The following is a 25,493-nucleotide window of genomic DNA, read 5'->3' as shown; positions in this document are numbered from 1 at the left end:
CATGAACGCCCTGCGCCACGCCTTCGTCCTCCTCGCCCTCCTGGCTGCTGCCGGAGCGTCTGCCCAGACCGCGCCCCGCGTCGTGGTGGACGCCGGGTTCGTCTCGCAGACTTACTCGACGGGCGACGAGCAGTCGGTGAGTCAGCTCAGCGTGCCGGTCACCCTCGGCGGGCGACTCGCTCCCGGCGTCACGGCGAGCCTGCGGACGGTCTACGCGTCGGTCAGCGGGGACGACTTGGAGTCGCTGAGTGGCCTCGGCGACACCCAACTCGGCATCGGCTATCAGCGCCCGCTCGGGCAGGCCATCGTGGACCTGTCGCTGACGGCGAGCCTGCCGACGGGCCAGACGGCGCTCACCGAGGACCAGTTCGCGACCTCCGCGCTCCTCGCCGTCGACGACTTCGCCTTCGCCCTGCCCACGTTCGGGCAGGGCTCGGTGGTCTCGCCAGGACTCGCGATCGCGGTGCCGGTGGGGACCGGGCTGGCCCTGGGCGCAGGGGTCGCGTACGCCTCGCGGTCCCCGTACACGCTCTTCGAGAGTGATACGTCGAGCTATGCGCCGGCCAACGAGACCATCCTGTCGGTCGGCCTCGACGCCGGGAGCGAGACGGCGTCGTTCACGCTCGAAGGCTCCTACGTGGTGTACGGGGAGGACGGCTACCGCGGCGAGACGTTCAGCCCCGGCGACAAGGCGGCGGCGATGATGCGGATCGCGGTCGGCGGGAGCATGGTGCGCAGCCAGTTGATGGCACGCTACCGGCAGGTGTTCGACGGCACGCTCGGTGCGGCCGAGCGGCCGGTGACCTACCTCCGACCGTCGCAGGCCCAGGTCGCGCTCGGCCTCGGGTTCGGCCCGGAGGACCTGGAGGTGGCGTTCTCCGTCGGCGCCCGCTACTACGGCTCCATCGAGGCGCTGTCCGATGACGCCTCCAGCGGCGACGTGGCAGGCGCGCTCGCCGAGCAGCAGGTGCTCCTCGACCTCGGCGTCACGCCGACCGTCGCCATTGGCCCCAACGCCCGGATCCGGGGCGGCTTCACATACACCCTCGGCCTCATCGAGCCCGACGCCGCCTCCGCGCTAACCGGCTATCGCGTCGGCGGGAGTCTCCGCGTGGGGTTCTAGAGGGCCGCGCGGGTCTCGCCGAATCGGCGCCGGAGCGTCGGCAGGAGGAGGGTCATGATCACGGCTGCGCCGCCGACCAGCGCGGCCGCGCCTCCCCACAGCGCCGACGACCCGTACCCGGCGAACACGAGCCCGCCGAGCGCCGGGCCGAGCATCTTCGCCAGCCCCCAACTCGCGTGGTAGACGCCCTGGTAGGAGCCGCGCAGGTCCGTTGGGGCCAGCTTCGAGACCAGTGTCGGGACGACGGGCAGGAACGCCATCTCGCCGAGCGTCCAGATGATCGCGCAGGCCGCATAGGCGCCGAACGTGTGGGCTGGGATCTGAAACGCCAGCCCGATGGCGACCAGCGCAACCGCGACCGGCACAGGCCACCGCGTCGCTCGGTCGCCCACCCACGCCGCCACCGGCAGGCCGATCAGCACGATCAGCGCGCCGTTGACCGTGACCACGAAGCCGAAGTAGCGCTCACTCAGCCCGTCGGCCTCCATCGCCAGCGGGAGCGACGTGAACAGCTGGTAGAAGCCGATCCCGACCAGCAGCACGACGACGGCGAGGGCTGCCAGCGCACCGTCACGCGCGACGGGCCGCAGGTCGATGCGCGGGCGCACCACGCCCTCGGCCACCGCCGGGCGCGTCTCGGGTACCGACACCAGCACGATGGCCGCGTAGGCGAACAGAGAGACGCCCTCCAGCACGAACAGGCCGGTGTAGGACCGCTCGGCGATCAGGCCGCCCAGCGCGGGCCCCACGGCCGCGCCCAGGTTGATGGCCCAGTAGACGATGGCGTACGCTCTCGGCTGCCGTGCCTCGGGGACGAGGTCGGCCACGGCGGCCGACACGGCGGGGCGGTACATCTCGCTCAGCACGCCGAAGGCGAACACGAGCGCGAGCACGGCCGCGTACGACGCCACGAACGGGATGCCGGCCATCGGCAGCGCCGCGCCGCCGAGGCTCGCCAGCAGCACCGGCCGCCGCCCGACGCGGTCCGACAGCCACCCGCCGACGAAGCCGCCCGCGAACGCCCCCGCTCCGTAGATCGACACCGCGGCGGTCGCCTGGGCCACGCTGAAGGCACGCGGGCCGCTCATGTAGAGCGCCAGGAACGGGAGCACCACGAGCCCCGTCCGGTTCACGAACGTGCCCACGACGAGCATCCAGAACGGACGGGGGTAGGCCGCGACGGCGGCGCGGAGCGAAGCGCGAGACACGCCCGAACGTACCGCGCCCCGAACGACTGAGGCCGTCCGGGGCGCAGAGGATCTGGCGAAGGAGGGCTAGCCGCCCAGCTTGTCCGCCGCCTTCCCGAGGAGGCCCGTGGCCTTGTCCGCGGCCTTGTCGGCGACGTCCCCCGCCATCTTGGCGGCCTTGTCGGCGACGTTCTTGGCCTGGTCCTTGACCGCGTCGGGCGCGAGGTCGGAGGCCTTCTCAGCGAGGCCCTCGGCGGCGTCGCCCGCCTTGTCGGCGACGTTCTTGGCGAGGCCGCCGGCGGTGTCCTTGAGCTTGTTGAAATCCATGGTCTGTGGGGGAGGTGAACCCCCAACCTACGAGGCCGACACGGTTTGGTGCCCGGCCTCGTAGGGAAGCGGTGGTCGCTAGGTCAGCTTGTCGAGCGCGTCCTCGGCGGTGTCGGCCGCATCCGCGTGGGCGTCGCCCGCCGTCTTGCGCGCCTTGCCGGCGAGCTCCTCGGCCGCGCCCTTGGCCTGCATGCTCTCGTTGCCGAGTGCGTCGCCGACGTTCTTCTTGACCTTGCCCTTGAGTTCGTCGAAGGCACCCTTGGCCTGCTCGGTGCGGCCTTCGGCTTCTTCCTTGTGGAGCTTCCGCTGGGCGTCGTTGGTGAGGTCGTCCATGTTGAGAGGGGGAATGTGGAAAGGATGTCTGAGACCCTGGTGGAAACCCGAAAGGTCCACTGGCCGGTCGTCTTCATCCGGCTCCGGGGTTCGCCCTACTCCGCCTCGGTCTGCCGGTCGTGGTAGCGGCCTCGCGAGCGGACGTAGTCGTCGGCGAGGCGGTCGGTGATGCGTTCGGCGGCGAGGTCGGCGAGGCGGCGGAGGCCCGTCGCCATCTCGGCCGACGAGAGCGCGGCCAGCGACCGGCCCGTGAACACGTTGCCGACCGACACCGGCAGCCCGAGCAGCACCCGATCCACCACCTCGCGCTCGCGAAGCTCGGCGTCCCACAGCGGGGCGCCGGTCTGCGCGTCGAGCAGGTGGACGTCGCCGACGAGGACGAAGTAGACGGCGCCCTCGTACGAGTCGGCCACGAGGGCATAGTCGGCGATGCGGAGGTCGAGCACGAAGTCGGCCGCCTCGGGACGGGAGGCGGGCGCAAAGCGGAGCAACTCGGCCGTCCGCGCCAGCGACTGGCGCGCGATCCGGTCGGCCACGTCGACCGTGGCCACGACGCTGTCGAGGCGGGCCTGCGCGCGGCGCGCCTGGCGCCGCTTCTCCAGCGACGTGCCCACGCGGACGGCCGTCCCGATGGGGTCGTACAGGTCGATGCCCGACTCGATGGGACTCCCGGCCTGCACGCGCGGCGCGGGCGGGATGGCGGCCGTCACGGCCACGCGGCGGCCGTCGAGCGAGACCTCGTCCAGACGGTTCGACGTGCCGCAACCAGACGCCGCCAGCGCGGCAGTCAGGAGAATCAGGGGGAGGAAGCGATGGAACACGGCCGGGGGCAGGGGGTGTGGACGCTAGCTTAGCCGCTCCTCACCCGGTTCCGGTAACCCCGCCGCACTATGCCGTACGTCGTCTCCCAGCCCTGCATCAACTGCAAGCACACGGACTGCGTCGAAGTCTGCCCCGTCGACTGCTTCTACGAGGGCCCCAACTTCCTCGTCATCCACCCCGACGAGTGCATCGACTGCAACGCGTGCGTCCCGGCCTGTCCGGTGGAGGCCATCTACGCGGACGACGAGCTGCCGGAGGATCAGGCCCACTATGCCGAGTGGAACACCTACCTCGCCACCCAGTGGCAGGCGCTCGGCTACAACATCACGGAGAAGAAGGAGGAACTGCCCGGCTGCGGCGACTCCAACGACGCGACCGAGGAGGACATCCTCACGTGGGAAGGCGCCGAGTAGCAGCTACAGCAGCATCGCCACTGCGCCGACGGCGGCGACCAGGGCCGCCAGCGTCGTCCGGAGAACAGGGCGGGAGGGGAGGGGCATGGCGTGGGGCGTGGGCCTGACGGCAAGGTGGGGCAGAGCCGCCTCGCCCTCAAGGCCCGAAACCTGAGCCTTTCCTGAGGATCGGCCCGTTTTCCCGCACCAGGGCGCAGACGGCGACGCGTCGGCGGACGCTTGTGTCGGTGTGTGGCTCTCCCAGGCGGATCTTGCGCCACACCTCCTGCCTGCCGCCGATGCCCACCTGCGCCTTCCTCACGACTGACACCCTCGACGCGTTCGTCGCCTACGACCACCTGGCCGTCGCGCCCCTGGCCCGCCTCGGGTGGACGGTCGAGATGGTCCCCTGGCGCGCCGAGGCGGACTGGGAGGCCTACGACGTGGTCGTCGTCCGGTCGCCGTGGGACTACCAGGACGACCCCGACGCCTTCCTCGACGTGCTGGGCGCCATTGACGCCTCAGCGGCGCGGCTTGAGAACCCGCTCGCGGTGATGCGCTGGAACCTGCGCAAGACCTACCTACGCGACCTAGAGGCCGCGGGCGTGCCCATCGTCCCCACGCGCTGGGCGGAAGGGCTCACGTCCGACGCGCTGGCCGCGGCGTTCGACGCATGGGGAACCGCCGAGGTGGTCGCCAAGCCGGTCGTGAGTGCCAACGCCGATGGCACCTTCCGCCTCGGTCCAGACGCGGAGACGTGGAACGCGGCCGTGTCGGCACTCGCCGACCGGGCGTGCATGATTCAGCCGTTCGTTCCGTCGGTCGTCGCCGAGGGGGAGTGGTCGGTGTTCGCGTTCGGCGGTGCCGTCAGTCACGCGATCCTGAAGACGCCCGCCGCGGGCGACTTCCGCGTGCAGGAGGAGCACGGGGGCGTGATCCGCGGGGTCGAGCCGGGGGCGGATCTGCTGGCACTCACCGGGGCGGCGCTGGCCGCCGTGCCGCATCCCGACCCGCTCCTCTACGCCCGCGTCGACGCGGTCCGCCTGACCGACGGCACGCTGGCGATCATCGAACTGGAACTGATCGAGCCGTCGCTCTACTTCCCGTTCGCGGACGGCTCGGCGGAGCGGTTCGCCGCGGCGCTGGACGAGCAGGGACCCGGGGTGTAGCGGGCGTCCGCCGTCGGGACCCGTACGCCAGAGGCGCGTTGGAGGGCGGCCCCACCGCCCGAACCATGCCGACCGCCCCGACCCCACCCGACAGCACGACCGCCGAGATGGACGCGGCCCTCGCCGACCTCCAGGCGCACGCGACCGAGTGGGCGCAGCGTTCGCTCAGCCACAAGATCGAGATGCTGGAGGGCCTGCTCCCACGCATCGCCGATGTGGCAGGGCGGTGGGTGACCGCCGCCTCGCGCGCGAAGGGCCTCGCCGTCGGGTCGCCGCTCCGGGGGGAGGAGTGGACCTCGGGCCCGTGGGCGCTCGCCAACTACATCGCGCCGCTCGCCGAGACGCTCCGCCACATCGAGGCGGGCACGGTCGCTGAAGCGCTCGCCGACCGCACCCGCCAGCGCGAGAACGGCCAGACGGTGGTCCGTGTGATGCCGGACGGGCTGTACGACCGCGTCCTCCTGGCCGGCATGACGGCCGACGTGTGGATGCAGCCGGGCGTGACGCCCGAGGCGCTCGCCGAGACCGTGGGCACGTTCTACCAGCGCGAGGCGCCCGAGGGGCGTGTGGCGCTCGTGCTCGGCGCGGGCAACATCGCGTCCATCCCGCCGCTCGATGTGCTCTACAAGCTGTACGCCGAGGGTGAGGTGGTGCTGCTCAAGATGAACCCTGTCAACGCGTACCTCCAGCCGCTCCTCGAGGTCATCTTCGCCGAGTTCGTCGAGGCGGGCATGGTGCGCTTTGCGTCGGGCGGCGCGGAGGTGGGCCAGTACCTCACCGCGCACGACGCCGTCGACACGATCCACATGACCGGCAGCGCGGCCACGCACGACGCCATCGTCTACGGCACTGGCGACGAGGGGGCCCGGCGAAAGGCGGCCGACGAGCCGCAGATCGACGCACCGGTCACGAGCGAACTCGGCGGCGTCAGCCCGTGCCTCGTGGTGCCGGGCGACTGGTCCGAGCCGGACCTCGTTTTCCAGGCCGAGAACGTGGCCTCCCAGAAGCTCCACAACAACGGCTTCAACTGCATCGCCAGCCAGGTGCTGGTGCTCCCCGAGCGGTGGGCCCAGCGCGGCGCGTTCGTGGGGGAGGTGCGCCGTGTGATGGACGAGGCGGTCGACCGCCCGACGTACTACCCCGGCGCACCGGACCGCCTCGACGCCTTCGCCGAGGCGCACCCGTCCGCCGACCGCCTGGGCCCGTCCGGGACACGTCTGCTCGCGGTCGTCTCCCCGGACGACGACGAGCCGGCCTTCCAGAAGGAGGTCTTCGGCCCTGCGCTGGCCGTGACCGCCCTCCCTGGGGGTGGCACCGATGAGGACCCCGGCGACTGGCTCGAACGGGCCGTCGACTGGTGCAACGAGACGCTCACCGGGACGCTCGGGGCGACGATCCTCATCCACCCGCGGACGCGGCGCGCGCTCGGCGACCGGTTCGAGGAGATCCTGTCGCGCCTCCGCTACGGCACCATCGGCGTGAACGTGTGGTCGGGCACGGGCTACTTCGTGGCGCAGGGCATGTGGGGCGCCTTCCCCGGCCATACCCGCGACGACGTCCAGAGCGGCATCGGCGTGGTCCACAACAGCTGGCTGTTCGAACGCCCGCAGAAGACGGTCGTTCAGGGGCCGTTCGCGCCGTTCCCGCGCTCGCTGCTGCTCGGGGAGGTCCACACCGCGCCCACGCCGATCTACTTCGTCACCAACGAGACGGCCGAGACGACGGCCCGGCGGGTCACCGAGTTCGCCGTCGCCCCCAGCCCGACGCGTCTGCCCGGCATCGTGGCGTCGGCGCTGCGGGGGTAGCTCCTACGTGAGCGCCTCGGCCACAGCCTCACGGACGGTCGCTGCGAAGGCGTCGATGAGCCCCTCCTTCAGATGAGCGCGGACGGTCAGCAGGCGGACCTCCCGGCGGGGCACGGGGGCCGTTAGCGGGCGGACGCGGGCGGCTTCGTCGCCGGTCAGGTAGAGCGTCGAGAGCTCAGTGAGCAGCGTGACCCCGCCCGCGCGGTCGGCCATGCGGCGCAGGGTCTCGAGGCTCCCACTCTCGAACCGGACCGCCCGGCCGCCCTCGTCCGGCGCGGTGCCGCACAGGTGGAGCACCTGGTCGCGGAAGCAGTGGCCCTCGCTGAGCAACCAGACGTCGGTGGGGGAGAGGCGGGCCGGGTCGATCTCGTCGTGGGCCGCGAGCGGGTGTCCGGAGCCGATGTAGGCGACGAACGGCTCCGAGAAGAGGAGCTCCGAGCGGAGCCCCGGCTGATTCTCGTCCGTCGCCACCAGCGCCGCGTCGATCCGTTCGGTGACGAGGTGGTCGAGGATGGCGTCGGTGGTGAGTTCGATCAGCGTCAGCCGGGCGCGGGGGAAGCGCGCCGCGAACGGCCCGGCCACGAGCGGCAGCAGGCACGAGGCGAGCGTCGGGATGACGCCCACCCGGAGTTTGCCCTCGGGCTCGGTGAGTCGGTCGCCCGCGTCGCGGGCCAGGGCGTCGGCCTCTCGCAGGACGCCGCGGGCGCGCGCCACGACCCGCTCGCCGGCCGCCGTCGGGACCACCGGCTGGCGGCTCCGGTCGAACAGGACCGCGCCGAGTTCGTCCTCCAGCTTCTTGAGCGCCGCGCTCAGCGTGGGCTGCGAAACGAAGCAGGCCGCCGCGGCCCGTCCGAAGTGGCGGTGCGTGTCCACGGCGACGGCGTAGCGGAGCTGGGCGAGGGTCATGGAGTATAGGATGTGGCTATCGAATGATAATGATTATCCATTTGATCTATTCCTGGGCGCGGCCTACTCTGTCCGGGACATCCTCCATTCGACCCACCCCTCTATGGCGACCGAGCCCACCAAGAAAGACGGCCCCCTCCTTACCACAGCCGACGGCGCCCCCATCGCCGACCAGGAGAACTCCCTGACGGCCGGCCCCCGTGGCCCGCTCCTCATGCAGGACGTGGTCTTGCAGGAGCAGATGCAGCGCTTCAACCGCGAGCGCGTTCCCGAGCGCGTGGTGCACGCCAAGGGCTCCGGCGCCTACGGCACGTTCACCGTCACGAACGACATCACCCAGTACACCAAGGCGGCGATGTTCTCGGAGGTCGGCAAAGAGACCGAACTCTCGATTCGCTTCTCGACGGTCGCCGGCGAGCGCGGCGCGGCCGACGCCGAGCGCGACCCGCGCGGCTTCGCGGTCAAGTTCTACACCGAGGAGGGCAACTGGGACCTCGTCGGCAACAACACGCCGGTGTTCTTTGTGCGCGACCCGTACAAGTTCGCCATGTTCATCCACTCGCAGAAGCGGCACCCGCACACCAACCTGCGCGACGCCGACATGCAGTGGGACTTCTGGAGCCTGTGCCCCGAAAGCCTCCACCAGGTGACGTGGCTCTTCGGCGACCGCGGCATCCCGAAGACGTACCGCCACATGAACGGGTACGGCTCGCACACCTACTCCCTCATCAACGCCGAGGGCGAGCGCGTCTGGGTCAAGTTCCACTTCAAGACGGACCAGGGCATCGAGTGCCTGACGAATGAGGAGGCCGCCGACCTCATCGCGCAGGACCGCGAGAGCCACCAGCGCGACCTGTGGGAGGCCATCGACAACGGCGACTTCCCGACGTGGACGGCCTACATCCAGGTGATGACGCAGGCCCAGGCCGAGGAGGTGGACTACAACCCATTCGACCTCACCAAGGTCTGGCCGCACGGTGACTTCCCGCTGATCGAGGTCGGCACGTTGGAGCTCAACCGGAACCCGCAGAACTACCACCACGAGGTGGAGCAGGCGGCGTACAACCCGAGCTCGCTGATCCCGGGCGTCGGGCCGAGCCCGGACAAGATGCTCCAGGGCCGCCTGATGAGCTACCAGGACGCGCACCTCTACCGGATCGGCGTCAACTACCGCGACCTGCGCGTCAACCGCCCGCGGGTCGAGGTGCGGAGCTACATGCGCGACGGCCAGTTCGGCGGCCAGCTCGACGAGGGCACCGGCCACCCGAACTACTACCCGAACTCGGTCGAGGGCGCCCCGCGCCCGGACCCGTCCTACGCGGAGCCCGCGTGGCACCTGGGTGACGTGACCGTGGAGCGCTACAACTCCCGCGAGGACCACGACGACTTCTCGCAGGCCGCGGCGCTCTACCACCTCATGGACGAGGACGCCAAGGAGCGCCTCGTGCAGTCGCTCGCCGGCGCGATGGCCGGCGTGACGCGCCAGGAGATCATCGACCGCCAGCTCGGCCACTTCGACAACGTTGATGAGGAGTACGGCCGCCGCGTCCGTGAGGCCGTCACGGCCGCCCGCAACGCCGGTGGCGACGGGCAGTCGCTCGACGCCGCGATGGCGGTCCGCGACGCCGTCCCCGAGGGCGAGGGCCAGCGCGACTAGCCCGCCCGTCTCGCGTTCTTGTGCGCCCCGGCGGCTTCGGCTGTCGGGGCGCCGTCCGTCCAGCCCCCCGCCTCGGGTCCTCCCTGGACCGACCGAGGCGACCTGACCCGCCCCCCATGTCTGAGCCCATCGACCCCGCCACCGTCGACTATCACGAGATCGCCCGGCGCGGCGACGCCGAGGTGCTGGCCGTCTTCCTCGACGCCGGCCTCGACCCCGACCTCCGCGACGCGCAGGGGTACTCGCTGCTGATGATCGCGGCCTACAACGACCAGGCGCCCACCACGGCGCTCCTCCTTGAACGGGGGGCCGACCCCGATGCGCCCGACCGGTCGGGCAACACGCCGCTCATGGGCATGGCCTTCAAGGGCCACCTCGACCGCGCCCGCCAGTTGCTCGACGGTGGCGCCGACCCGAACGTCCAGAACCCGGCCGGGGCGACCGCCCTCCACTTCGCCGCCATGTTCCGACAGGCCGACTTAGCGGCGTTGCTGCTCGCCCACGGCGCCGACGCGGCGCGCACCGACGCGCAGGGCATGACGCCAGCCGCACTGGCCGCCGCCCACGGCCACGCCGACCTCGCTACGATGCTCGCTGCCGAGTAGGTAGCCGACGCGGCCTTACATGCCGAGTCGCGGGTGCCGATACACGGTGCATGGATCGGTCTCCATCTGCTGCCTTCTTCGGACTCCTCTGCGTCGTCCTCGGAGCCGGGGTGATCGGGATCGGGGCGGGCGTGGTGCCCGCCGACCCGGCCTCGGTCCACGCGCCCGGGTGGGTGCTGGCCGTCTGCGGTGCCGTGTTCGTGCTCGCGGGCGTGGCGACGCTGGCGCACCGCTGGCCCGCCGTGCAGGCGGCGGCGGGCGGCGTGATCTGCCTGGCGTTCGGGCTCGTCGGCGGCTGGGTGGCCCTGTTCGGCGAAGCGGCACAGTTCTCGGGCGGGACGGGCCTGCTGTCGCGCGGCGCCGAGGTCGCCGTCGCGCGCGGCGTGTTCGGCGTCGGGGCCGTGCTGTGCCTGGCGATGTTCGTCTGGTCGACGGTCCTGCTCGCGCGAGGGCGTCCCCCCGCCGAGCGACGGGGGTCGGCTAGATCGCCGCGCCGATGAGCGCGAAGCCGACGATGGCGACGCCGCCCGCCAGCAGCGCGTAGGGCAACTGCGTTCGCACGTGCGAGATATGGTCCGTGGCCGCGGCCAGGCTGGAGACGATGGTCGTGTCCGAGATCGGCGAGGCGTGGTCGCCGAAGATGCCGCCCGCCAGGCTGGCCGCCAGGAAGGGCGCCAGCGGCAGCCCGAGCGCCATCGCTGCCGGGACCGCGATCGGGATCATGATGGCGAACGTGCCCCAGCTGGTGCCGGTCGAGAACGCGACGAAGGCGCCCGTGATGAACACCAGCGGCAGCAGCAGCATCGGCCCCACGCCCGCCTCGGCGACGCCGGAGGCCACGTAGACGCCCGCGCCGAGCTGACGGGTAATGCTGCCCAGCGCGAGCGCCAGCAGCAGCACGAAGGCCATGCCGAGCATCCCGCCCGCACCCTTCAGCCCGGTCGTCGTGAGTTGCTCGACCGTCATCCCTCGCTGGACCAGCATCAGGATCCACGCCACGAGGAGGCCGCTGAGCACGGCCCAGAGGACGCTCGTCGAGCCTGACCCCTCCAGGAGGTCGCCGCCGCCCGTGACCCACAGGCCGACGGGCATCATGACCACCATCACGCCCAGCGGCAGCAGCATGTTGACCAGCCGCGGCGGGATCGCGCCGATGGGCTCGGGCACGAGCGCCCGCTCGTCCACGTCGGGGCCCGCGCCGGGCTCGTGGCGCTCGCCGCGCATCGCGCGTTCCTCGGCCTTCTTCATCGGCCCCCACGCCCAGCCCGTCACGGCGACGAAGCCCGCCAGCGCGACCGCCGCCAGCGCGTAGACGTTGTACGGGATCGACGAGACGAACAGTGCCAGTGGCTCCTCGACGCCCTGCTCGTTGAGCAGCCCCAGAATGTAGGCGCCCCACGCGTTGAGCGGGATCAGGATGCAGACGGCCGCGCTCGTCGAGTCGATCAGGTAGGCCAGCATCTCGCGGCTGCGCTTCTGGCGGTCGAACAGCGGGCGGCTGACGGCCCCGGCCACGAGCACAGTGATGTTCGACTCGATGAAGATGACGACGCCCACCAAGAACGACAGCAGCCGCGCGCCCCGCGGCGACGACGCCCAGCCCTTTCGTTCGAGCGTGTCGATGAACCCGCGGACGCCGCCGCCCGCCTCGACGGTCGCGATCAGCGCGCCGATCACGAGCGTGAACAGCAGCACGCGCGTGTTGCCGGGGTCCTCGAACACCGTCACGGCCCCGTCGATGGCGCCGCCGAGGCCGACGAGCGGGTTCCACCCGTTGAGGATCGTGAAGCCGAGCCACACGCCCGCGCCCAGCGACAGGTACACCTGCCGCGTCCCGATGGCGAGGCCGATGGCGAGGATCGGCGGGAGGAGGCTGGTCCAGGTCGGGTCGATCTCGGGCGGCATCGGCAGAGGGGAGGGAAGTCCGCCCGATGGTACCACAGCCTGGCCCGCCTGGGCGCCGAGGCCGGCCGAGCGGCCGCGGCGAAACGCGTCCGACGAGGGAACGGGCTGAACCGGGAGCGTATCCCCCTTCCTCCCTCTCCGAGCCGATGCGAAAGACCGCCCTGTTCGTCGACTTCGACAACGTCTACCTCGGCCTCCGGCGGATCGACCCCCACGCGGCCGAGCGGTTCGCGACCGACCCCGGCCGCTGGCTCCGCTGGTTCGAGGCGGGCGACGACGCGCCGGGCGAGCGCGAGCGCCGCGTGCTCGTGCGGCGCTGCTACCTCAACCCGAAGTCGTTCTACAGCTACCGGCCGGACTTCGTGCGGGCGGCCTTCAAGGTGGTCGACTGCCCCCCGCTAACGGGCCAGGGCAAGACCAGCACCGACGTGTACCTCGTCATGGACGTGCTGGACGTGCTCGCGGAGCTCCCTCACATCGACGAGTACGTCGTCCTCTCGGCCGACGCCGACTTCACGCCGGTGCTCCTGCGCCTCCGCGCCCACGACAAGCAGACCGGCGTGCTAGCCGTCGGCCCGGCAGCCTCGGCGTACACCGCCGCCGCCGACGTGGTGATCACTGAGGAGACGTTCATCGAGGACGCTCTCGGCCTCGACGCCGACCGTGCGGCCGCGCCCGTCCGCGGCGACGCGCCCGACGGCGTGCTGGACCGCATCGCGAACCGGCTCTACCGCGAGGCCAGCGCTGCGGGCGAGCTGGCGGCTGTCGACGTGCCGCGCGTGCTCAAGGAGTTCGAGGAGTTCCGCGCGGGCAGCAACTGGCTCGGCTACTACGGCCTGGAGCCGCTCGTCCGCGCCGTCGTCGCGCGGCGGGCGGACCTGGCCGTCACCGGCGGCGAGACGTGGGCCGTCGTCGTGGACGAGACCGCGCCGACGGACCGCGCCGCGTCCGACGACGCCCTCGCCGACCAGATCAAGGGGCAGATCCGCACGGCCGTCACCACGGCCGACGGGCCGGTCGTGATGGCGACGATGGCGCACGCCGTGATCCGCGAGCTGGGGGCCGTCGTTACAGAGTCCAAGTGGGCGGGCTACGGATCGTTCCGGGCGATCGTCGCCGAGGTCCCCGAGGTGGGCGTGGTGACGGGGCCCGGCCACCCCGGCTTCCTGTTCGACCCTGCCCGCCACGAGGCGCCCGTCCTCGAAAGCCCGCCGGACCGCCTCGACGAGGTCTCGCCCGAGCTCCGCGACTTCATCCAGCGGATCCACGGCGTCACGCAGGCGCCCACGCTCACGCCCGACGAGTACCGCGCGGTGTTCTACGCCATCGCCGAGGCCGTCTACGACACGCCGTACCACCTCAGCGACACGTCGCGCCGGGCGCGCGACCTCGTCCTGGAGCAGGGCCGGTCGGTGCCGCGAACCGCCATCGGGTTCGTGCTCAAGGGCCTCGACTACCGCCGCTTCCCGTTCGGCGACCAGCCGTCGGCCCACGACGTGGCGGTTGCGTACCGCGACAACGTCGAGTTTCTGGCCGGGAACGCCCACATGGAGCTCGACGAGCGCCAGCGCACCTTCCTCGACGACTGGCTCCTCGGACCGGGCGCGGCGCCATCGTCCATCAGCGGAGAGGCGGCGGACATGGACGACGAGCCCATCGGAGACGCCGACGACGGCAGCATGACCCCCGATGAGGCCGACGAGGCAGATGGAGAGGAGCGCTCGGAAGGCGTCCGCCGACGTCGCCAGACGCGTCCGCCGGAGGACCTCTGACGGTCCGCCTCGGGACCGAGGCGGAGGGCAGGGGCCGGACGTGATCCTGGACGGCTGGCAAAGACGAAGGGAGGAAATCCACTTCCCTCCCCCCCCATGTCCACTCTTGGATCTCCGATCTCGCGCCGCGAGAGCCTCAAGCGCGCCGCAGGGGCCCTCGCTGTCGGCCTCGGCGCCCCCGCTGCCCTCGCCGCGGACGGCGCCGCTGCGGCCGTCACGCACCCGAACTGGACGATCGCGTTCTACGCCGGGCGGGACGCCCGCCCCGTCGCCTCCATGAACCTCCCGCAGGAGGTCGCCGAGAAGATCCTCGAAGAGGGGTCGTTCTCCTCGATGAAGATCGGCGACATCGCAGGGGAGATCTGGGTCGGGTACGATGTCCGTCCGAGACGGCGGTAGTGAGCAGGTCGGGTACGCACCTGCGGCCCGTCCTGCGGACCCGGGAGAACCCGTCTCGCCATGTCGGCAGGGGTAGCTTCCTGAATGCCGCCTCAGACCGCCCGTTCCTGGCTTCCCCGTCTCGGACCGTCGTGCCGATGACGGGCTTTCTGGCGCTGGTCGGAACGGATGGAGTTCGGGACCCGGGTGAGACCGCGTGGGCGTCCGGCCACGTCCGGCTGTTCGCCGAGGCGACCGCACGCCCGAACGGGCCTCGCGTCGCGACACGCGGGCCGCTCGCGCTCGCGGGAGACCTCCGCCTCGACAACCGGGACGACCTGCGCCGTGCGCTGCGCGCCCCCGAGGCCGACGACCCAGACCTCGTCCTCCGGGCCTACGAGCGCTGGGGAGACGCGGCCGTCGACCACCTGATCGGGCCCTTCTCGTTCCTGCTCTGGGACGAGGCCGCCGGGCGGGCGCTGGCCGCTCGCGACGGCGTCGGGCTGCGGCCCCTGTTCCGTGCGCGCGTCGGCGGCGGCTGGGCGTTCGGGTCCAGCCTGCCGACGCTTCAGGCCCTCGTCCCCTTCCAGGTCGACGCGGAGGGGGCGGCGGACTACCTCGCTGGGGACACGACCCATCCGACGCGGACGCTCGTCGCAGGCGTCGAGCGGGTTCCGGGAGGGTACCTGTCCACGTTCCGCCTCGGCGACGCCCCGCAGGACCGCCGGTTCTGGACGTTCGACCGGCCCGAGCGGCTGCCCGACGACGACCGGGTGGTCGAGGAGGCGTTCCGCGAGGCGTTCGACCAGGCCGTCCTCGCCCGCCTCGGCGGGAACGTGGGCGCGTTCCTGAGCGGCGGCCTCGACTCGTCGTCCATCGTGACGACGGTGCGCGCGCTCCGGCCCGACCGGCCGCTGGACACCTTCTCGCTCCTCTTCGAGTCCGGAAGCGCGCACGAGCGCCCGTACATCGACGCCGTGGCCGAATCCGCAGGCGTCCGGTCGCACCGCGTGGACGGGGCGTCGGCGCTGCTGCTGCCGCACCTCGACGCGGACCTCGCGGCCTTCGGCCAGCCCCCCATGGCGCCCAACCTGTTCCTCACGCGTCACCTCTACCACCAGGTGCACGAGGCCGGGCTGGACGCCGTCCTCGACGGATTCGGCGGAGACAACATCGTCGGGCACGGGCTGGACTGGCTGACGGAGCTGGCGCTCGGGTTCCGGTGGATCACCTTTGCGCGGACGACGGCGGACTTCGTCCGGCGCGCCCGGCATCCGGGGCGCCGCCTCCGGCGGCTGGTTCGGACGTACGCTGTCGAGCCGCTCGTCGGCTCGTTCCCGCGAGCAACGCCCACCGTGCAGTTCGGGCGGCATGCACGGCCAGACGACGAGCCCGTGCGGAGGCCACGGACAGCCCGGGAGGCGCACATGGCGGAGTTGGCCAGCGGGTCACTCGGCCGGTTGTTCGAGGAGGCGTTCGCGACGGCCACGGCCGTCGGCGTCGAGCCCCGGTTTCCGTTCCTGGATCGCCGCGTCGTCGAAGTCTGTCTCGCCGTCCCGCCGTCCCAGCATCTCCGCGACGGCCTGACGCGGTCCTACCTGCGCCGCTCCATGGCCGCCCGCCTTCCCCCCGCCATCCTTCAGCGATCGTCGAAGGCTCGATTCGGGGACAATTTCGTCGATTCCGTCTTTGCTCGCGACACCGACTTCGTAGAGCATGCGATCTTTGAGGACGCGCCCGGTTCGGCCGATATCCTCGATGTGAAGGCCCTCCAGGCCACCTACCGCGAGGCGATGCGCACCCCTCACCTGCGAGAGCCGATCGCGCCCTCGTTCTTGCGGGCTGTGTGCCTGGCTCGCTGGGCCGCGCAGGCTCGGAGCGGCTCCCAGCCGTCTGCCTGACCACTTTCTCCTCGCTCTCCAGACTCCCTCCCCCCGACTTCGTGCAGCCCTCCCTTTCGACCGTCGACCCTCTCGCCTCCGACGCCGCCTCCGCGCCCGACGCACGCCGGCCCTTCGTCGCGCCCGCCGTGATGGACCTGGGCACGCTCCACACGCTGACGGAAGGCGGGGGGCCTGTGCCTCTGGATGCGCTCGGGGAGTCGATCGGGGGAGGAGGGGTCTCGTGACCTCGTCCTTCTACGGAGCCGGCTCGGCCGCTGCGCAGGAGGACCAGACCCAGACCTACGAGGCCTTCGGGTTTCGCCTTCGGTCGTCGCTGGACCTGACGGGTCTCCGCCCGGTCTCGAGTGCCGGCGACCCGGATGTCGTGATCGAGCGGGGGGCCGTCGTGGCGCCCGGCGCCCTCGCGCCGGGCGGGTTTTCCGGCTGGCCCGGCCGCGACGGGGACGTCATCGCCTGGAAGCGAGGCACGCGCCTCCGGATCCAGGCCGACGCGATCACGGTGGACACCTCGGAAGAGGCGTTCGCTCGCCAGTGCGTCTCCGGTCCGGGTCTGGGCATTCTCGCGCATCGTCGTGGGCTCCTGACGCTCCACGGGAGCGCGGTCGAGGTCGACGGGCGCGCCGTCGTGCTGCTCGGCCCCAAACGGGCGGGCAAGTCGACGGCCGCTGCGGCACTCGTCGCGCGCGGCCACCGGCTCCTGACCGACGACCTGGTGGTGCTCGACCTGGACGAGGAGGGCGCGTGCGTCCGGCCGGGGCCGACGCAAGTCAAGCTGTGGCCCGCCTCCTCGGAGGTGCTCGGACTGTCGGACGCGGTCGAGCCGATCGTCGACGGGTTCGCGAAAGGCGTCTGGCACGGCGCGCCTCCAGCCGAGGCGAAGGCCCCGGTGGCGCTCGTCTGCTCGCTCGGCTGGGGCGACGCCATCGAGGTGACGCCGCTCACCGCGTCGGCGGCGTTCTCGGCCGTCTTCGCCCATGTCTACGCGCCCCGCTTCCTCCGGGCGGCCGTCAGCGGTTCGCTGGTGGCGCCGGTGGCACGGCTCGTGGCGTCGGTCCGGGTGGCGGACCTGTCGCGTCCCGCCGACCTGGGCCGGGTAGAGGAGACGGTCGCCGCTCTGGAGGCCGCGGTCGGAGGGTGAGGCCTGCAGGCTCCATGCCCTCACCGAGGCCGATGCACATCTCCCTGTCCGGGATGCCGGATGGGTCGAGGTCGCCTCAGCGGAGGCGCCAGCCGACGCCGAGCCGGGCCGTCGGTAGCGGTCCGCTCCCCCCGATGATCGCGCCGACCGTCGGCTCCACCCACAGCCGCCGCACCGCCGGGACTCGTGCGCCGAGCCCGACCGTCGCGGCCAGGCCTGTCGAGGGCCCGAGCGCGCCGCTCTCGTCCATGCACCCGACCTCCGGTGTGCAGCCCGACGAGTCACGGCCGTCGAAGTCGAGCCACGCGCCGCCGAGGGCGAGGTAGACGCCGTTGCGCCCGCCGCTGAGCGGGGCTTCGGCACCGAGGCCGAGCGCGAGGGTGCGGTCCACGCCGCGGTCGTCGCCGGGGCCGTAGGTCACCGAGGCAGCCAGCCGGACGCCTCGTGGCAGGTCGGGCGACGCCGCGACCGACACCGTCCCGAGCCCCGTGGTGCCCTCGATGACGCCGGAGCCGAACATCGCGGTCACAGCGCCTCCGAGCGCGCCCGACACGTCGATGGCGGGTTGCGCTCTGGTGGGCGCGGCGAGCAGAACGGCGCAGAGGAAGGCGAGGCGCATCGCGGGCAGGAATCGGGAGGGACAGTGTATCGAGGCCAGGCGGTCACGGTCAGGCAGTTCGCGGGGCACGGTGCTCACAGCCGAAGCGCTTCCGGCGACTTCGCGGACCGTCGCCGGGACGGCCGGGTAAGTTGGCTGCCCCCCTCCGCTGCTCCCGTGTCCGACTCCGCCCTCGCCGCCGCCCGTTCCGCCGGGCTCACCGACGTCCACGCCCGCCGTGTCGCCCTCGTGGAGCGGCTCGTGCTGCAGGTGGCGCGCGAGCGCTACGGCGACGCTCCAGCGGACCTCGCCGAGGGCTGGCTGGACCGTGTCCGCGCCGACGGACCGGCCGTGTTCGACGCCGTCGCCGCCGACATCGAGGGCCATGACGTGGACACGCTGAAGGCGGTGCTCCGGACGCTGACGGCGTACTTCCACCTCGTCAACAAGGCCGAGCAGATCGAGATCGTGCGCATCAACCGGGAGCGCGAGATGGCGGCCTCCGCCGAGGCGCCGCGCGGCGAGTCCATTCAAGAGGCCGTCGCCGACCTGAAGGCCAACGGGCGGACGCGCGCCGAGGCGCTGGCGCTGATCCAGACGCTCGACATCCAGCCGACGCTCACGGCGCACCCTACCGAGGCCCGCCGCCGGACGGTCCTGCTGCACCAGCAGGAGGCCGCCGCCGCGCTGGACCGCCTGACCGCCCCCGAGGGCACGTTCACGCCCGCCGAGCTGGACGCCGCCGAGGACGAGGCACTCGACCGGCTCCGCTTGCTGCTCGCCACCGACGAGGTCCGCCCCGCCGCCGTGACCGTGCGCGACGAGGTCCGCCACGGGCTCTACTTCGTCGCCACCACCATCTGGGACGTGGTCCCGCGCATCCACGCCGATCTCCGCAGGGCGCTCCGCCAGAGCTACGGCGAGGACGCGCCCGCCACGCTACCGCCCTTCCTCCGCTACCGCTCCTGGATCGGTGGGGACCGCGACGGCAACCCCAACGTGACCGCCGAGGTGACCGCCTGGACGCTCCGCGCGCACCGCGAGGACGCCCTCCGCCTGCACCGCCGCGGCCTGAACCAGCTCCGCCTCGACCTGTCCGTCAGCGACCACCAGGTCACGTTCCCGGACGCGCTCTGGAACTCGGTCCACGCCGACCGCGAGGCGGCGCCACTGCCCGAGCGCCGCTGGCGCCAGAACGTCAACGAGCCGATCCGGCTCAAGGTCATGCAGATGGCCACCAAGCTGGACCGCCTCATCGAAACGCTGCCGGATGGCGACTCGGGCCAACCGCAGGTCGGCGCCAGCCAGCCGCGGGCGGCCGGCGACGCACCGGCCTACGACGCCGCGGCCTTCACCGCGGACCTCGACCTGATCGCCGACAGCCTGACCGAGGCCGGGCTGGCGCCCCTCGCCGAGTCCGGCGCCCTGGCCGACGCCCGCGCGCGCGCCGCCACGTTCGGCTTCCACCTCGCCGCGCTCGACCTCCGCCAGCACAGCGCCCTCCACGAGGCCGCCGTGGCCGACCTCCTGGCCCGCGCCGAGGTCGAGGCGGACTACGCGGCGCTCGACGAGGACGCTCGCATGGCGCTCCTCACCCGCGAGCTGGCCAACCCGCGCCCGTTCATCCGCCTCGGCGGCGAGGTGGGCGAGACCACCGACCGCGTGCTCTCGGCGCTCCGCGTGGCGAAAGCGGCCATCGAGGCCGAGCCCGCCTCCATCGGCAACTACATCATCTCAATGACGGACGCCGTCAGCGACGTGCTGGAGGTGCTGCTGCTGTGCAAGGAGGTCGGCCTGTGGCGGCGGCTGGCCGACGGGACGGTCGTCAGCCCGATCGACGTGGCGCCGCTGCTGGAGACCATCGCCGATCTGGAGGCGGGCCCGGCGCTGCTCACCGCGCTGTTCCAGAACGAGGTCTACGCCGCCCACCTCGCCGCGCGCGGCGGGATGCAGGAGGTCATGCTCGGCTACTCCGACTCCAACAAGGACGGCGGCTACTGGCAGGCCAACTGGTCGCTCCACAAGGCCCAGGGCGCCATCGCAGAGACGTGCCGCGCCCACGACGTGGACCTGCGCTTCTTCCACGGCCGCGGCGGGACGGTCGGCCGCGGCGGCGGGCGCGCGGGGCAGGCCATCCGCGCCATGCCGCCGGTCGCCCAGACCGGGCGCATCCGGTTCACGGAGCAGGGCGAGGTCATCTCGTTCCGCTACGCGCTGCCCGGCATCGCGCGGCGCCACCTGGAGCAGATCGTCCACGCCCAGCTCGGCGCCCTCGCCGACGCCCAGCGACGGCCCGACACGGCGGCGGCGCCCTCCGATGGGGCGCACGCGCTCATGGAACGCCTCGCCGACCGCTCGATGGTCGCCTACCGCGACCTCATCGACGACGAGCTGTTCTGGCCGTGGTACGCCGCGGCCACGCCCATCGCTCACATCGCCGGGCTGTCCATCGCCTCCCGGCCGATCTCGCGCAAGGGCGTCGGCGAGCTGGACTTCGCGGGCCTGCGCGCCATCCCGTGGGTGTTCTCGTGGACGCAGCCGCGCTACACCGCACCCGGCTGGTACGGCGTCGGCACGGCGCTGGCGGACGCGATCACGGGCGACGACCTGGCGCTGCTGCGGGAGCTCCAGGACGAGTGGCCCTTCTTCCAGGCCATCACGGGCAACGCGCTCCGCGAGATGGCCCGCGCGCGGATGGTCGTCGGGCGCCGCTACAGCGCGCTCGCCGAGCACGCCGGCGCCAGCGCGGCTCCCTTCCAGTCGGTCGAGGCCGAGTTCTCGAAGGCCGAGACGGCGCTCCTGCGCGTCGCCCGGCGCGATACGCTCCTCGACCCGACCCGTGCCATCGCGGCCACCATTCGCTACCGCAACCCGGCCACCGACGTGCTCAACCTCGTCCAACTGGACCTGATGCGCCGCTGGCGGGCCACCGATGCGCCGTCCGACGACCTCCGGCAGGCGCTCCTGCTCTCCGTCAACGCCATCGCCGCGGCGATGCAGTCGACAGGGTGAGTGGGAGTGCGTGAGGGGGGATGCTGCGTCTCTCGGTGTCGCCGGCCTCCGTGTGCCCCTTCTGCCCGGTCACCGAGGCCGGAGGCGTCGGGCATGCCCCAGCGTGCCCGGCGCGAGGCCCAGCCAGTCCGCTGCCTCCCTCCGCGTCCGGGCGACGTGGTACGTCCGGCCGAGGTCGGCGGTGCGCAACTCGAACAGGCGAGCCAGCGCCGCGATGATGTCCCGCGGGGACACGAACACGACCCGGTTGCCGCCGACCAGGTGGCCGTACCGGTGGGTGACCTCGACGATCTCGTCCAACTCGTCCGGTGTGATGTCGATCTCGGACGCGCCGGAGAGGTCCCAGACCTCATCGAATCCGCCTCGCCAGTCCGGGTGGTGTCCCATGTCGAGGCACGCGCGGGCCAGGTCCGTGCCCGACACGAACTCGGCCCCGGCGATGAGGACGACCCGGCTCTCGGGGAGAACCGTGATGTGGAGAGGCATCGGAGCCCCACAGGGCGGAGAGTGGAGGCTGCAAAGTAGGAGGCCGGCGGACCGATTGATCTCCCCCGCAGGAGGGATCTAGCGATTCTCCTCCGGAGGCGCCACGGCCCGCCTCGGGACCGGCGTCGAGAGGATCATCTGGGTGACCGGCTCCCCCAGCGGAAGCAGCCGGTCGATGAGCGCCTCCAGAGCCTCCATCGACGCGACCGCCACGATCATCAGCAGCGACGAACTGCCCGTCGTCCGGTGGCAGACCAGGACCTCGTCCAGCTCCAGGATCCGCTCCAGGCTGCGGCCGTAGCGCGCGCGGTCCACCTGGAGGTGCAGCACCGCCTGCACGGGACGGCCGAGGCGGGCGGGGTCGACGGCGGCGTGGTAGCCCGTGATGACGCCGTCGGCTTCCAGTCGCGCGAGGCGCTCGGAGACGGCGGGCGGCGACAGGCCCACGCGGCGGCCCAACTCGGCGTACGTCAGGCGCGCGTCCTGCTGGACCTCGCGGAGCAGGCGGTGGTCGAGGGCGTCCATGGGGGAGGGGGGAGAGGGAGGGCGACCCCGGTGCCGAAGCGGGCAGCTGAGAGGTCAGATCCTCTGCGTCCGCTCAGGACGGCGGGCGGGAGAGAAAGAGGCGAGCCGCAATCTCTGGCCAATCGAAAGCGAGAGAGGTCGAAAACCGTGGATCGTGTCTTCGGAGCCCGGGGGCTCGTCCGCTACCCTGTGAGCGCACTCCCCACGCGAGCCCATGACCGTCGACGTTCCCACGATTCGCGCGCCCCGCGGCACCACGCTCACCTGCAAGGGCTGGCACCAGGAGGCCGCGCTGCGGATGCTGATGAATAACCTCGACCCGGACGTGGCCGAGCGGCCCGAGGACCTGGTCGTCTACGGCGGCTCCGGCAAGGCGGCCCGCGACTGGCCGTCGTTCCACCGCATCGTCGAGACGTTGCAGCGACTGGAGGACGACGAAACGCTGTTGATCCAGAGCGGCAAGCCCGTCGGCGTCTTCCGGACGCACGCCGAGGCGCCGCGCGTGCTGCTCGCCAACTCGTGGCTCGTGCCCCGGTGGGCGACGTGGGAGACGTTCCGCGAACTGGAGTCCGCCGGGCTGACGATGTACGGCCAGATGACGGCGGGCTCGTGGATCTACATCGGCACGCAGGGCATCCTGCAGGGCACGTACGAGACGTTCGCGGCGTGCGCGCGGACGCACTTCGGCGGCGACCTGAGCGGGCGGCTCGTGGTCACGGCCGGGCTGGGCGGAATGGGCGGCGCGCAGCCGCTCGCGGCGACGATGAACGGCGCGGCCTTCCTGGGCGTCGACGTGGACGAGACGCGCATCCGGCGACGCGTCGAGACGGGCTACTGCGACCGCATCTCCCACGACCTCGACGAGGCGCTGGGCTGGGTCGAGGCGGCGAAGGCGGCGGGCGAAGCGCTGTCGGTCGGGCTCGTCGGCAACGCCGCCGAGGTGCTGCCCGAACTGGTCCGCCGCGGCACCGAGGTGGACGTGGTGACGGACCAGACGAGCGCCCACGACCTGCGCGTCGGCTACCTCCCGGCGGGGTATGGGATGGCGGACGGCGAGGCGTTCCGCACGTCTGACCCGGCGGCGTACGAGCACGCGGTGCTCGACAGCATGGAGGCCCACGTCACCGCGCTGCTGGCGCTCCAGCGGCGCGGCACGGTCGCGTTCGACTACGGCAACAACCTGCGCGGGCAGGTCGCCGACCGACGCGGCCGGGCCGACGCCTTCGAGATCCCGGGCTTCGTGCCCGAGTACATCCGCCCACTCTTCTGCAAGGGCTCCGGCCCGTTCCGCTGGGCCGCACTCTCGGGCGACCCGGCCGACATCGCGGCGACGGACGCGGCGCTGCTGGAACTCTTCCCCGACAACGCCCACCTGCGGCGGTGGATCGAACTGGCGCAGGACAAGGTCTCGTTCCAGGGCCTGCCCGCGCGGATCTGCTGGCTCGAGTACGGCGAGCGGGCCAAGGCGGGCGCGCGGTTCAACGAGATGGTGGCGAACGGCGAGGTGTCGGCCCCGCTCGTGATCGGCCGCGACCACCTCGACACCGGCTCGGTGGCGTCCCCCAACCGCGAGACCGAGGGGATGCTCGACGGGTCGGACGCCATCGGCGACTGGCCCCTCTTGAACGCCATGCTCAACACGGCCTGCGGGGCGTCGTGGGTGAGCCTGCACCACGGCGGCGGCGTCGGCATCGGCTACTCGATGCACTCGGGCATGGTGTGCGTCGCGGACGGGACGGAGGCGGGCGGGCGGCGCCTGGAGCGCGTCCTGACCGCCGACCCCGGCACGGGCGTCATGCGCCACGCGGACGCCGGCTACGACCTCGCCATCGACACGGCGATGGAGCGCGGCGTCGACCTGCCGTCGCTGGACCGATGACCGTCGACGCCCTCCCCGCCCTCCGCCTCGCCACGCTCGACGCCGACCTCGGCGCGTCGCTGGCCGCCCTCCGCGCCGACCTCGCCGATCCCGACGGCCGCGTCGCCCGCAGCCGCGCCCTCGTCGACGCCGCCCTCGCCGACGGGCACGCCCACTACGGCCTCAACACCGGCTTCGGCGCGCTCAAGTCCGAGCGCATCGGCCCGGCCGACGTGGAGCAGTTGCAGGTCAACCTGTTGCGGTCGCATGCCTGCGGGGTCGGCGAGCCGACCGACCGCGCGATCACCCGGCGGATGGTGGCGCTCAAGGCCCACGCCCTCGGGCTGGGGGTTTCGGGCGCGTCGTCCGCCGTCGTCCGCGGCCTGCTGGACCTGCTCGACGCCGACGTGATCCCGGTCGTCCCGTCGCAGGGCAGCCTCGGCGCCTCGGGTGACCTCGCGCCGCTGTCGCACCTCGCCCTCGTCCTGATCGGGGAGGGGAGCGTCTGGGGCGCGCACGGACCCGTCCCGGCGGCCGACGCGCTCGCCGAGGCGGGGCTGGCACCCATCGCGCTCGGCGCCAAGGACGGCCTCGCTCTCATCAACGGGACCCAGTTCATGCTGGCCCACGCCGTCGAGGTGGTGCAGCGCGCCGCCCGCCTGGCGACGACGGCCGACCTCATCGCCGCGATGACGCTGGAGGCCCGCCTCGGCTCGGCCCGTCCGTTCGACGCCCGCGTCGCCGCGATCCGCCAGCACCCCGGCCACGCACAGAGCGCCGAGGTCGTCCGCCGCCTGCTGGAGGGCTCGGAGATCGGGCCGAGCCACGCCGGGTGCGACCGCGTGCAGGACCCGTACTCGGTCCGCTGCGTGCCCCAGGTCCACGGCGCCAGCCGCGACGCGCTCGCCTACGCCGCCGCGACCGTCGAGCGCGAGTTAAACGCCGTCACCGACAACCCGCTCGTCTTCGACGCCGACGGCCTGCCGGACATCGTCTCGGCCGGCAACTTCCACGGGCAGCCGCTGGCGCTCGCCCTCGACACCGTGTCCATCGCCGTCGCCGAGTGGGCCTCGATCTCCGAGCGCCGCACCTACCTGCTGGTCGACGGCGGCGACGGCCTGCCGCCGTTCCTGGTCGAGCGCTCGGGCCTCCAGTCCGGCTTCATGATCCCGCAGTACCAAGCCGCGGCGCTCGTGAGCGAGAACAAGACCCTGGCCCACCCCGCCTCGGTCGACTCGATCCCGTCCTCGCGCGGGCAGGAGGACCATGTCTCGATGGGCGCGTGGGGCGCGCGGAAGGCGCTCCGCGTCGTCGAGAACGCCGAGCGCGTGCTGGCGGTCGAGGCGCTGTGCGCCGCCCAGGCGCTCGACTTCCGGCGTCCGCTGCGGTCCGGGCACGGCGTCGAGGCGGCCCACCGTGCGATCCGCGCCGTCGTCCCGTTTCGCACCGACGACACGGTCTTCGAGCCCGACCTCGCCGCCGCCGCCGACCTCGTTCGTCTCGGCACGCTGGTGGAGGCCGCCGAGGCCGAAGTGGGCGCGTTGCAGTAACCCGGCGTCGGTCCCGCGCGTTCGACTCGATCATCCTCCAC

24 protein-coding genes are annotated in these 25,493 nt (G+C 72.4%); 15 read left to right on the top strand and 9 right to left on the bottom strand.

Annotated features, from left to right (window positions below; translation table 11 throughout):
* Position 1: 1 nt before the first annotated feature.
* Positions 2-1,123: a hypothetical protein gene (locus B1759_RS08640; RefSeq protein ID WP_095514608.1), complete on the top strand. Its 1,122-nt coding sequence runs from the start codon at positions 2-4 to the stop codon at positions 1,121-1,123.
* Here the strand turns inward: B1759_RS08640 and B1759_RS08635 are convergent.
* From B1759_RS08635 to B1759_RS08620, 4 genes are all read right to left on the bottom strand, one after another.
* Entirely contained in the window at positions 1,120-2,331 is a 1,212-nt protein-coding gene (locus tag B1759_RS08635) for an MFS transporter (RefSeq protein WP_095514607.1), read from the bottom strand. The genes B1759_RS08640 and B1759_RS08635 overlap by 4 nt on opposite strands.
* A gap of 66 nt (positions 2,332-2,397) precedes the next feature.
* Complete coding sequence (locus tag B1759_RS08630; protein ID WP_095514606.1) at positions 2,398-2,637, bottom strand: hypothetical protein; 240 nt, start codon at positions 2,635-2,637, stop codon at positions 2,398-2,400.
* A gap of 78 nt (positions 2,638-2,715) precedes the next feature.
* Positions 2,716-2,970 (bottom strand): CsbD family protein, encoded by a 255-nt coding sequence (locus tag B1759_RS08625; RefSeq protein WP_095514605.1) that lies wholly within the window; start codon positions 2,968-2,970, stop codon positions 2,716-2,718.
* A gap of 95 nt (positions 2,971-3,065) precedes the next feature.
* Complete coding sequence (locus B1759_RS08620) at positions 3,066-3,791, bottom strand: hypothetical protein (RefSeq protein WP_095514604.1); 726 nt, start codon at positions 3,789-3,791, stop codon at positions 3,066-3,068.
* Positions 3,792-3,860: 69 nt separating this feature from the next.
* Between B1759_RS08620 and B1759_RS08615 the strand changes: the two genes are divergently transcribed.
* From B1759_RS08615 to B1759_RS08605, 3 genes are all read left to right on the top strand, one after another.
* The gene (locus B1759_RS08615) at positions 3,861-4,205 is read left to right on the top strand and encodes a ferredoxin family protein (RefSeq protein WP_095514603.1); all 345 of its coding nucleotides are present in this window, start codon (positions 3,861-3,863) and stop codon (positions 4,203-4,205) included.
* A gap of 278 nt (positions 4,206-4,483) precedes the next feature.
* Positions 4,484-5,353 (top strand): RimK family alpha-L-glutamate ligase, encoded by an 870-nt coding sequence (locus B1759_RS08610; protein WP_095514602.1) that lies wholly within the window; start codon positions 4,484-4,486, stop codon positions 5,351-5,353.
* Between the two features lie 65 nt (positions 5,354-5,418).
* On the top strand, positions 5,419-7,158 hold the full coding sequence (locus tag B1759_RS08605; protein ID WP_198948794.1) for an aldehyde dehydrogenase family protein: 1,740 nt from the start codon (positions 5,419-5,421) through the stop codon (positions 7,156-7,158).
* Between the two features lie 3 nt (positions 7,159-7,161).
* Here the strand turns inward: B1759_RS08605 and B1759_RS08600 are convergent, their stop codons facing one another.
* Positions 7,162-8,064, bottom strand: coding sequence for a hydrogen peroxide-inducible genes activator (locus tag B1759_RS08600; protein ID WP_095514600.1), 903 nt, complete (start codon positions 8,062-8,064; stop codon positions 7,162-7,164).
* Between the two features lie 103 nt (positions 8,065-8,167).
* Between B1759_RS08600 and B1759_RS08595 the strand changes: the two genes are divergently transcribed.
* From B1759_RS08595 to B1759_RS08585, 3 genes are all read left to right on the top strand, one after another.
* Positions 8,168-9,721 carry a catalase gene (locus tag B1759_RS08595; protein ID WP_095514599.1) on the top strand — a complete coding sequence of 518 codons (1,554 nt, stop codon included), beginning with the start codon at positions 8,168-8,170 and terminating at the stop codon, positions 9,719-9,721.
* Between the two features lie 116 nt (positions 9,722-9,837).
* Positions 9,838-10,326 carry an ankyrin repeat domain-containing protein gene (locus B1759_RS08590; protein WP_095514598.1) on the top strand — a complete coding sequence of 163 codons (489 nt, stop codon included), beginning with the start codon at positions 9,838-9,840 and terminating at the stop codon, positions 10,324-10,326.
* A 50-nt stretch (positions 10,327-10,376) separates the two neighbouring features.
* Positions 10,377-10,826 carry a hypothetical protein gene (locus B1759_RS08585; RefSeq protein WP_143537315.1) on the top strand — a complete coding sequence of 150 codons (450 nt, stop codon included), beginning with the start codon at positions 10,377-10,379 and terminating at the stop codon, positions 10,824-10,826.
* Here B1759_RS08585 and B1759_RS08580 read toward each other — a convergent pair.
* Positions 10,807-12,231 (bottom strand): Na+/H+ antiporter NhaC family protein, encoded by a 1,425-nt coding sequence (locus tag B1759_RS08580; protein ID WP_095514596.1) that lies wholly within the window; start codon positions 12,229-12,231, stop codon positions 10,807-10,809. The two genes, B1759_RS08585 and B1759_RS08580, sit on opposite strands and share 20 nt — an antisense overlap.
* A gap of 146 nt (positions 12,232-12,377) precedes the next feature.
* Here B1759_RS08580 and B1759_RS08575 point away from each other — a divergent pair, with 146 nt between their 5' ends.
* The 5 genes from B1759_RS08575 to B1759_RS08555 all read left to right on the top strand — a co-directional run bounded on the left by B1759_RS08575 (position 12,378) and on the right by B1759_RS08555 (position 17,423).
* Positions 12,378-14,003 carry an NYN domain-containing protein gene (locus B1759_RS08575; RefSeq protein WP_158225182.1) on the top strand — a complete coding sequence of 542 codons (1,626 nt, stop codon included), beginning with the start codon at positions 12,378-12,380 and terminating at the stop codon, positions 14,001-14,003.
* 96 nt (positions 14,004-14,099) lie between these two features.
* On the top strand, positions 14,100-14,402 hold the full coding sequence (locus tag B1759_RS08570) for a hypothetical protein (RefSeq protein WP_095514594.1): 303 nt from the start codon (positions 14,100-14,102) through the stop codon (positions 14,400-14,402).
* Positions 14,403-14,539: 137 nt separating this feature from the next.
* The gene (locus tag B1759_RS08565; protein ID WP_095514593.1) at positions 14,540-16,282 is read left to right on the top strand and encodes an asparagine synthetase B; all 1,743 of its coding nucleotides are present in this window, start codon (positions 14,540-14,542) and stop codon (positions 16,280-16,282) included.
* 41 nt (positions 16,283-16,323) lie between these two features.
* Positions 16,324-16,509, top strand: a complete 186-nt coding sequence (locus B1759_RS19675) for a hypothetical protein (protein WP_095514592.1) — start codon at positions 16,324-16,326, stop codon at positions 16,507-16,509.
* Positions 16,506-17,423, top strand: coding sequence for an HPr kinase/phosphorylase (locus B1759_RS08555; RefSeq protein ID WP_095514591.1), 918 nt, complete (start codon positions 16,506-16,508; stop codon positions 17,421-17,423). Before B1759_RS19675 ends, B1759_RS08555 begins: the two co-directional genes overlap by 4 nt.
* Positions 17,424-17,499: 76 nt before the next feature.
* Here B1759_RS08555 and B1759_RS08550 read toward each other — a convergent pair whose 3' ends face one another.
* A complete protein-coding gene (locus B1759_RS08550; RefSeq protein WP_095514590.1) occupies positions 17,500-18,042 on the bottom strand; it encodes a hypothetical protein in 543 nt (180 codons plus the stop codon).
* 156 nt (positions 18,043-18,198) lie between these two features.
* On the opposite strand from B1759_RS08550, the gene B1759_RS08545 reads away from it, so the two are divergent.
* Positions 18,199-21,033 carry a phosphoenolpyruvate carboxylase gene (locus tag B1759_RS08545; protein WP_095514589.1) on the top strand — a complete coding sequence of 945 codons (2,835 nt, stop codon included), beginning with the start codon at positions 18,199-18,201 and terminating at the stop codon, positions 21,031-21,033.
* A gap of 69 nt (positions 21,034-21,102) precedes the next feature.
* Here the strand turns inward: B1759_RS08545 and B1759_RS08540 are convergent, their stop codons facing one another.
* Together B1759_RS08540 and B1759_RS20530 are read right to left on the bottom strand one after the other, a co-directional pair.
* Positions 21,103-21,519, bottom strand: a complete 417-nt coding sequence (locus B1759_RS08540) for a hypothetical protein (RefSeq protein ID WP_095514588.1) — start codon at positions 21,517-21,519, stop codon at positions 21,103-21,105.
* A 78-nt stretch (positions 21,520-21,597) separates the two neighbouring features.
* Complete coding sequence (locus B1759_RS20530) at positions 21,598-22,044, bottom strand: Lrp/AsnC family transcriptional regulator (RefSeq protein ID WP_095514587.1); 447 nt, start codon at positions 22,042-22,044, stop codon at positions 21,598-21,600.
* Between the two features lie 214 nt (positions 22,045-22,258).
* Here B1759_RS20530 and hutU point away from each other — a divergent pair, with 214 nt between their 5' ends.
* On the top strand, positions 22,259-23,923 hold the full coding sequence (hutU, locus tag B1759_RS08530; RefSeq protein ID WP_095514586.1) for a urocanate hydratase: 1,665 nt from the start codon (positions 22,259-22,261) through the stop codon (positions 23,921-23,923).
* The gene (gene hutH, locus B1759_RS08525; protein ID WP_095514585.1) at positions 23,920-25,452 is read left to right on the top strand and encodes a histidine ammonia-lyase; all 1,533 of its coding nucleotides are present in this window, start codon (positions 23,920-23,922) and stop codon (positions 25,450-25,452) included. The genes hutU and hutH overlap by 4 nt, the downstream gene beginning before the upstream one ends.
* Positions 25,453-25,493: the final 41 nt, after the last annotated feature.

Source organism: Rubrivirga sp. SAORIC476 (genome assembly GCF_002283555.1).
Taxonomy (GTDB): Bacteria; Bacteroidota; Rhodothermia; order Rhodothermales; family Rubricoccaceae; genus Rubrivirga.
Note: the sequence above shows the minus strand (reverse complement) of the source record. Positions and strands in the feature narration are given on the sequence as shown.

Excerpts from the sequence above, each read along its gene's own strand:
- B1759_RS08540 (WP_095514588.1), bottom strand. The coding sequence starts at position 21,519 with ATGCCTCTCCACATCACGGTTCTCCCCGAGAGCCGGGTCGTCCTCATC.
- B1759_RS08575 (WP_158225182.1), top strand. The coding sequence starts at position 12,378 with ATGCGAAAGACCGCCCTGTTCGTCGACTTCGACAACGTCTACCTCGGC.
- B1759_RS08625 (WP_095514605.1), bottom strand. The coding sequence starts at position 2,970 with ATGGACGACCTCACCAACGACGCCCAGCGGAAGCTCCACAAGGAAGAA.
- B1759_RS08640 (WP_095514608.1), top strand. The coding sequence starts at position 2 with ATGAACGCCCTGCGCCACGCCTTCGTCCTCCTCGCCCTCCTGGCTGCT.
- B1759_RS08565 (WP_095514593.1), top strand. The coding sequence starts at position 14,540 with ATGACGGGCTTTCTGGCGCTGGTCGGAACGGATGGAGTTCGGGACCCG.
- B1759_RS08570 (WP_095514594.1), top strand. The coding sequence starts at position 14,100 with ATGTCCACTCTTGGATCTCCGATCTCGCGCCGCGAGAGCCTCAAGCGC.
- B1759_RS08580 (WP_095514596.1), bottom strand. The coding sequence starts at position 12,231 with ATGCCGCCCGAGATCGACCCGACCTGGACCAGCCTCCTCCCGCCGATC.
- B1759_RS08615 (WP_095514603.1), top strand. The coding sequence starts at position 3,861 with ATGCCGTACGTCGTCTCCCAGCCCTGCATCAACTGCAAGCACACGGAC.
- B1759_RS08600 (WP_095514600.1), bottom strand. The coding sequence starts at position 8,064 with ATGACCCTCGCCCAGCTCCGCTACGCCGTCGCCGTGGACACGCACCGC.
- hutU (WP_095514586.1), top strand. The coding sequence starts at position 22,259 with ATGACCGTCGACGTTCCCACGATTCGCGCGCCCCGCGGCACCACGCTC.
- B1759_RS08585 (WP_143537315.1), top strand. The coding sequence starts at position 10,377 with ATGGATCGGTCTCCATCTGCTGCCTTCTTCGGACTCCTCTGCGTCGTC.
- B1759_RS08590 (WP_095514598.1), top strand. The coding sequence starts at position 9,838 with ATGTCTGAGCCCATCGACCCCGCCACCGTCGACTATCACGAGATCGCC.
- B1759_RS08595 (WP_095514599.1), top strand. The coding sequence starts at position 8,168 with ATGGCGACCGAGCCCACCAAGAAAGACGGCCCCCTCCTTACCACAGCC.
- B1759_RS08550 (WP_095514590.1), bottom strand. The coding sequence starts at position 18,042 with ATGCGCCTCGCCTTCCTCTGCGCCGTTCTGCTCGCCGCGCCCACCAGA.
- B1759_RS08610 (WP_095514602.1), top strand. The coding sequence starts at position 4,484 with ATGCCCACCTGCGCCTTCCTCACGACTGACACCCTCGACGCGTTCGTC.
- B1759_RS08605 (WP_198948794.1), top strand. The coding sequence starts at position 5,419 with ATGCCGACCGCCCCGACCCCACCCGACAGCACGACCGCCGAGATGGAC.
- B1759_RS08630 (WP_095514606.1), bottom strand. The coding sequence starts at position 2,637 with ATGGATTTCAACAAGCTCAAGGACACCGCCGGCGGCCTCGCCAAGAAC.
- B1759_RS20530 (WP_095514587.1), bottom strand. The coding sequence starts at position 22,044 with ATGGACGCCCTCGACCACCGCCTGCTCCGCGAGGTCCAGCAGGACGCG.
- hutH (WP_095514585.1), top strand. The coding sequence starts at position 23,920 with ATGACCGTCGACGCCCTCCCCGCCCTCCGCCTCGCCACGCTCGACGCC.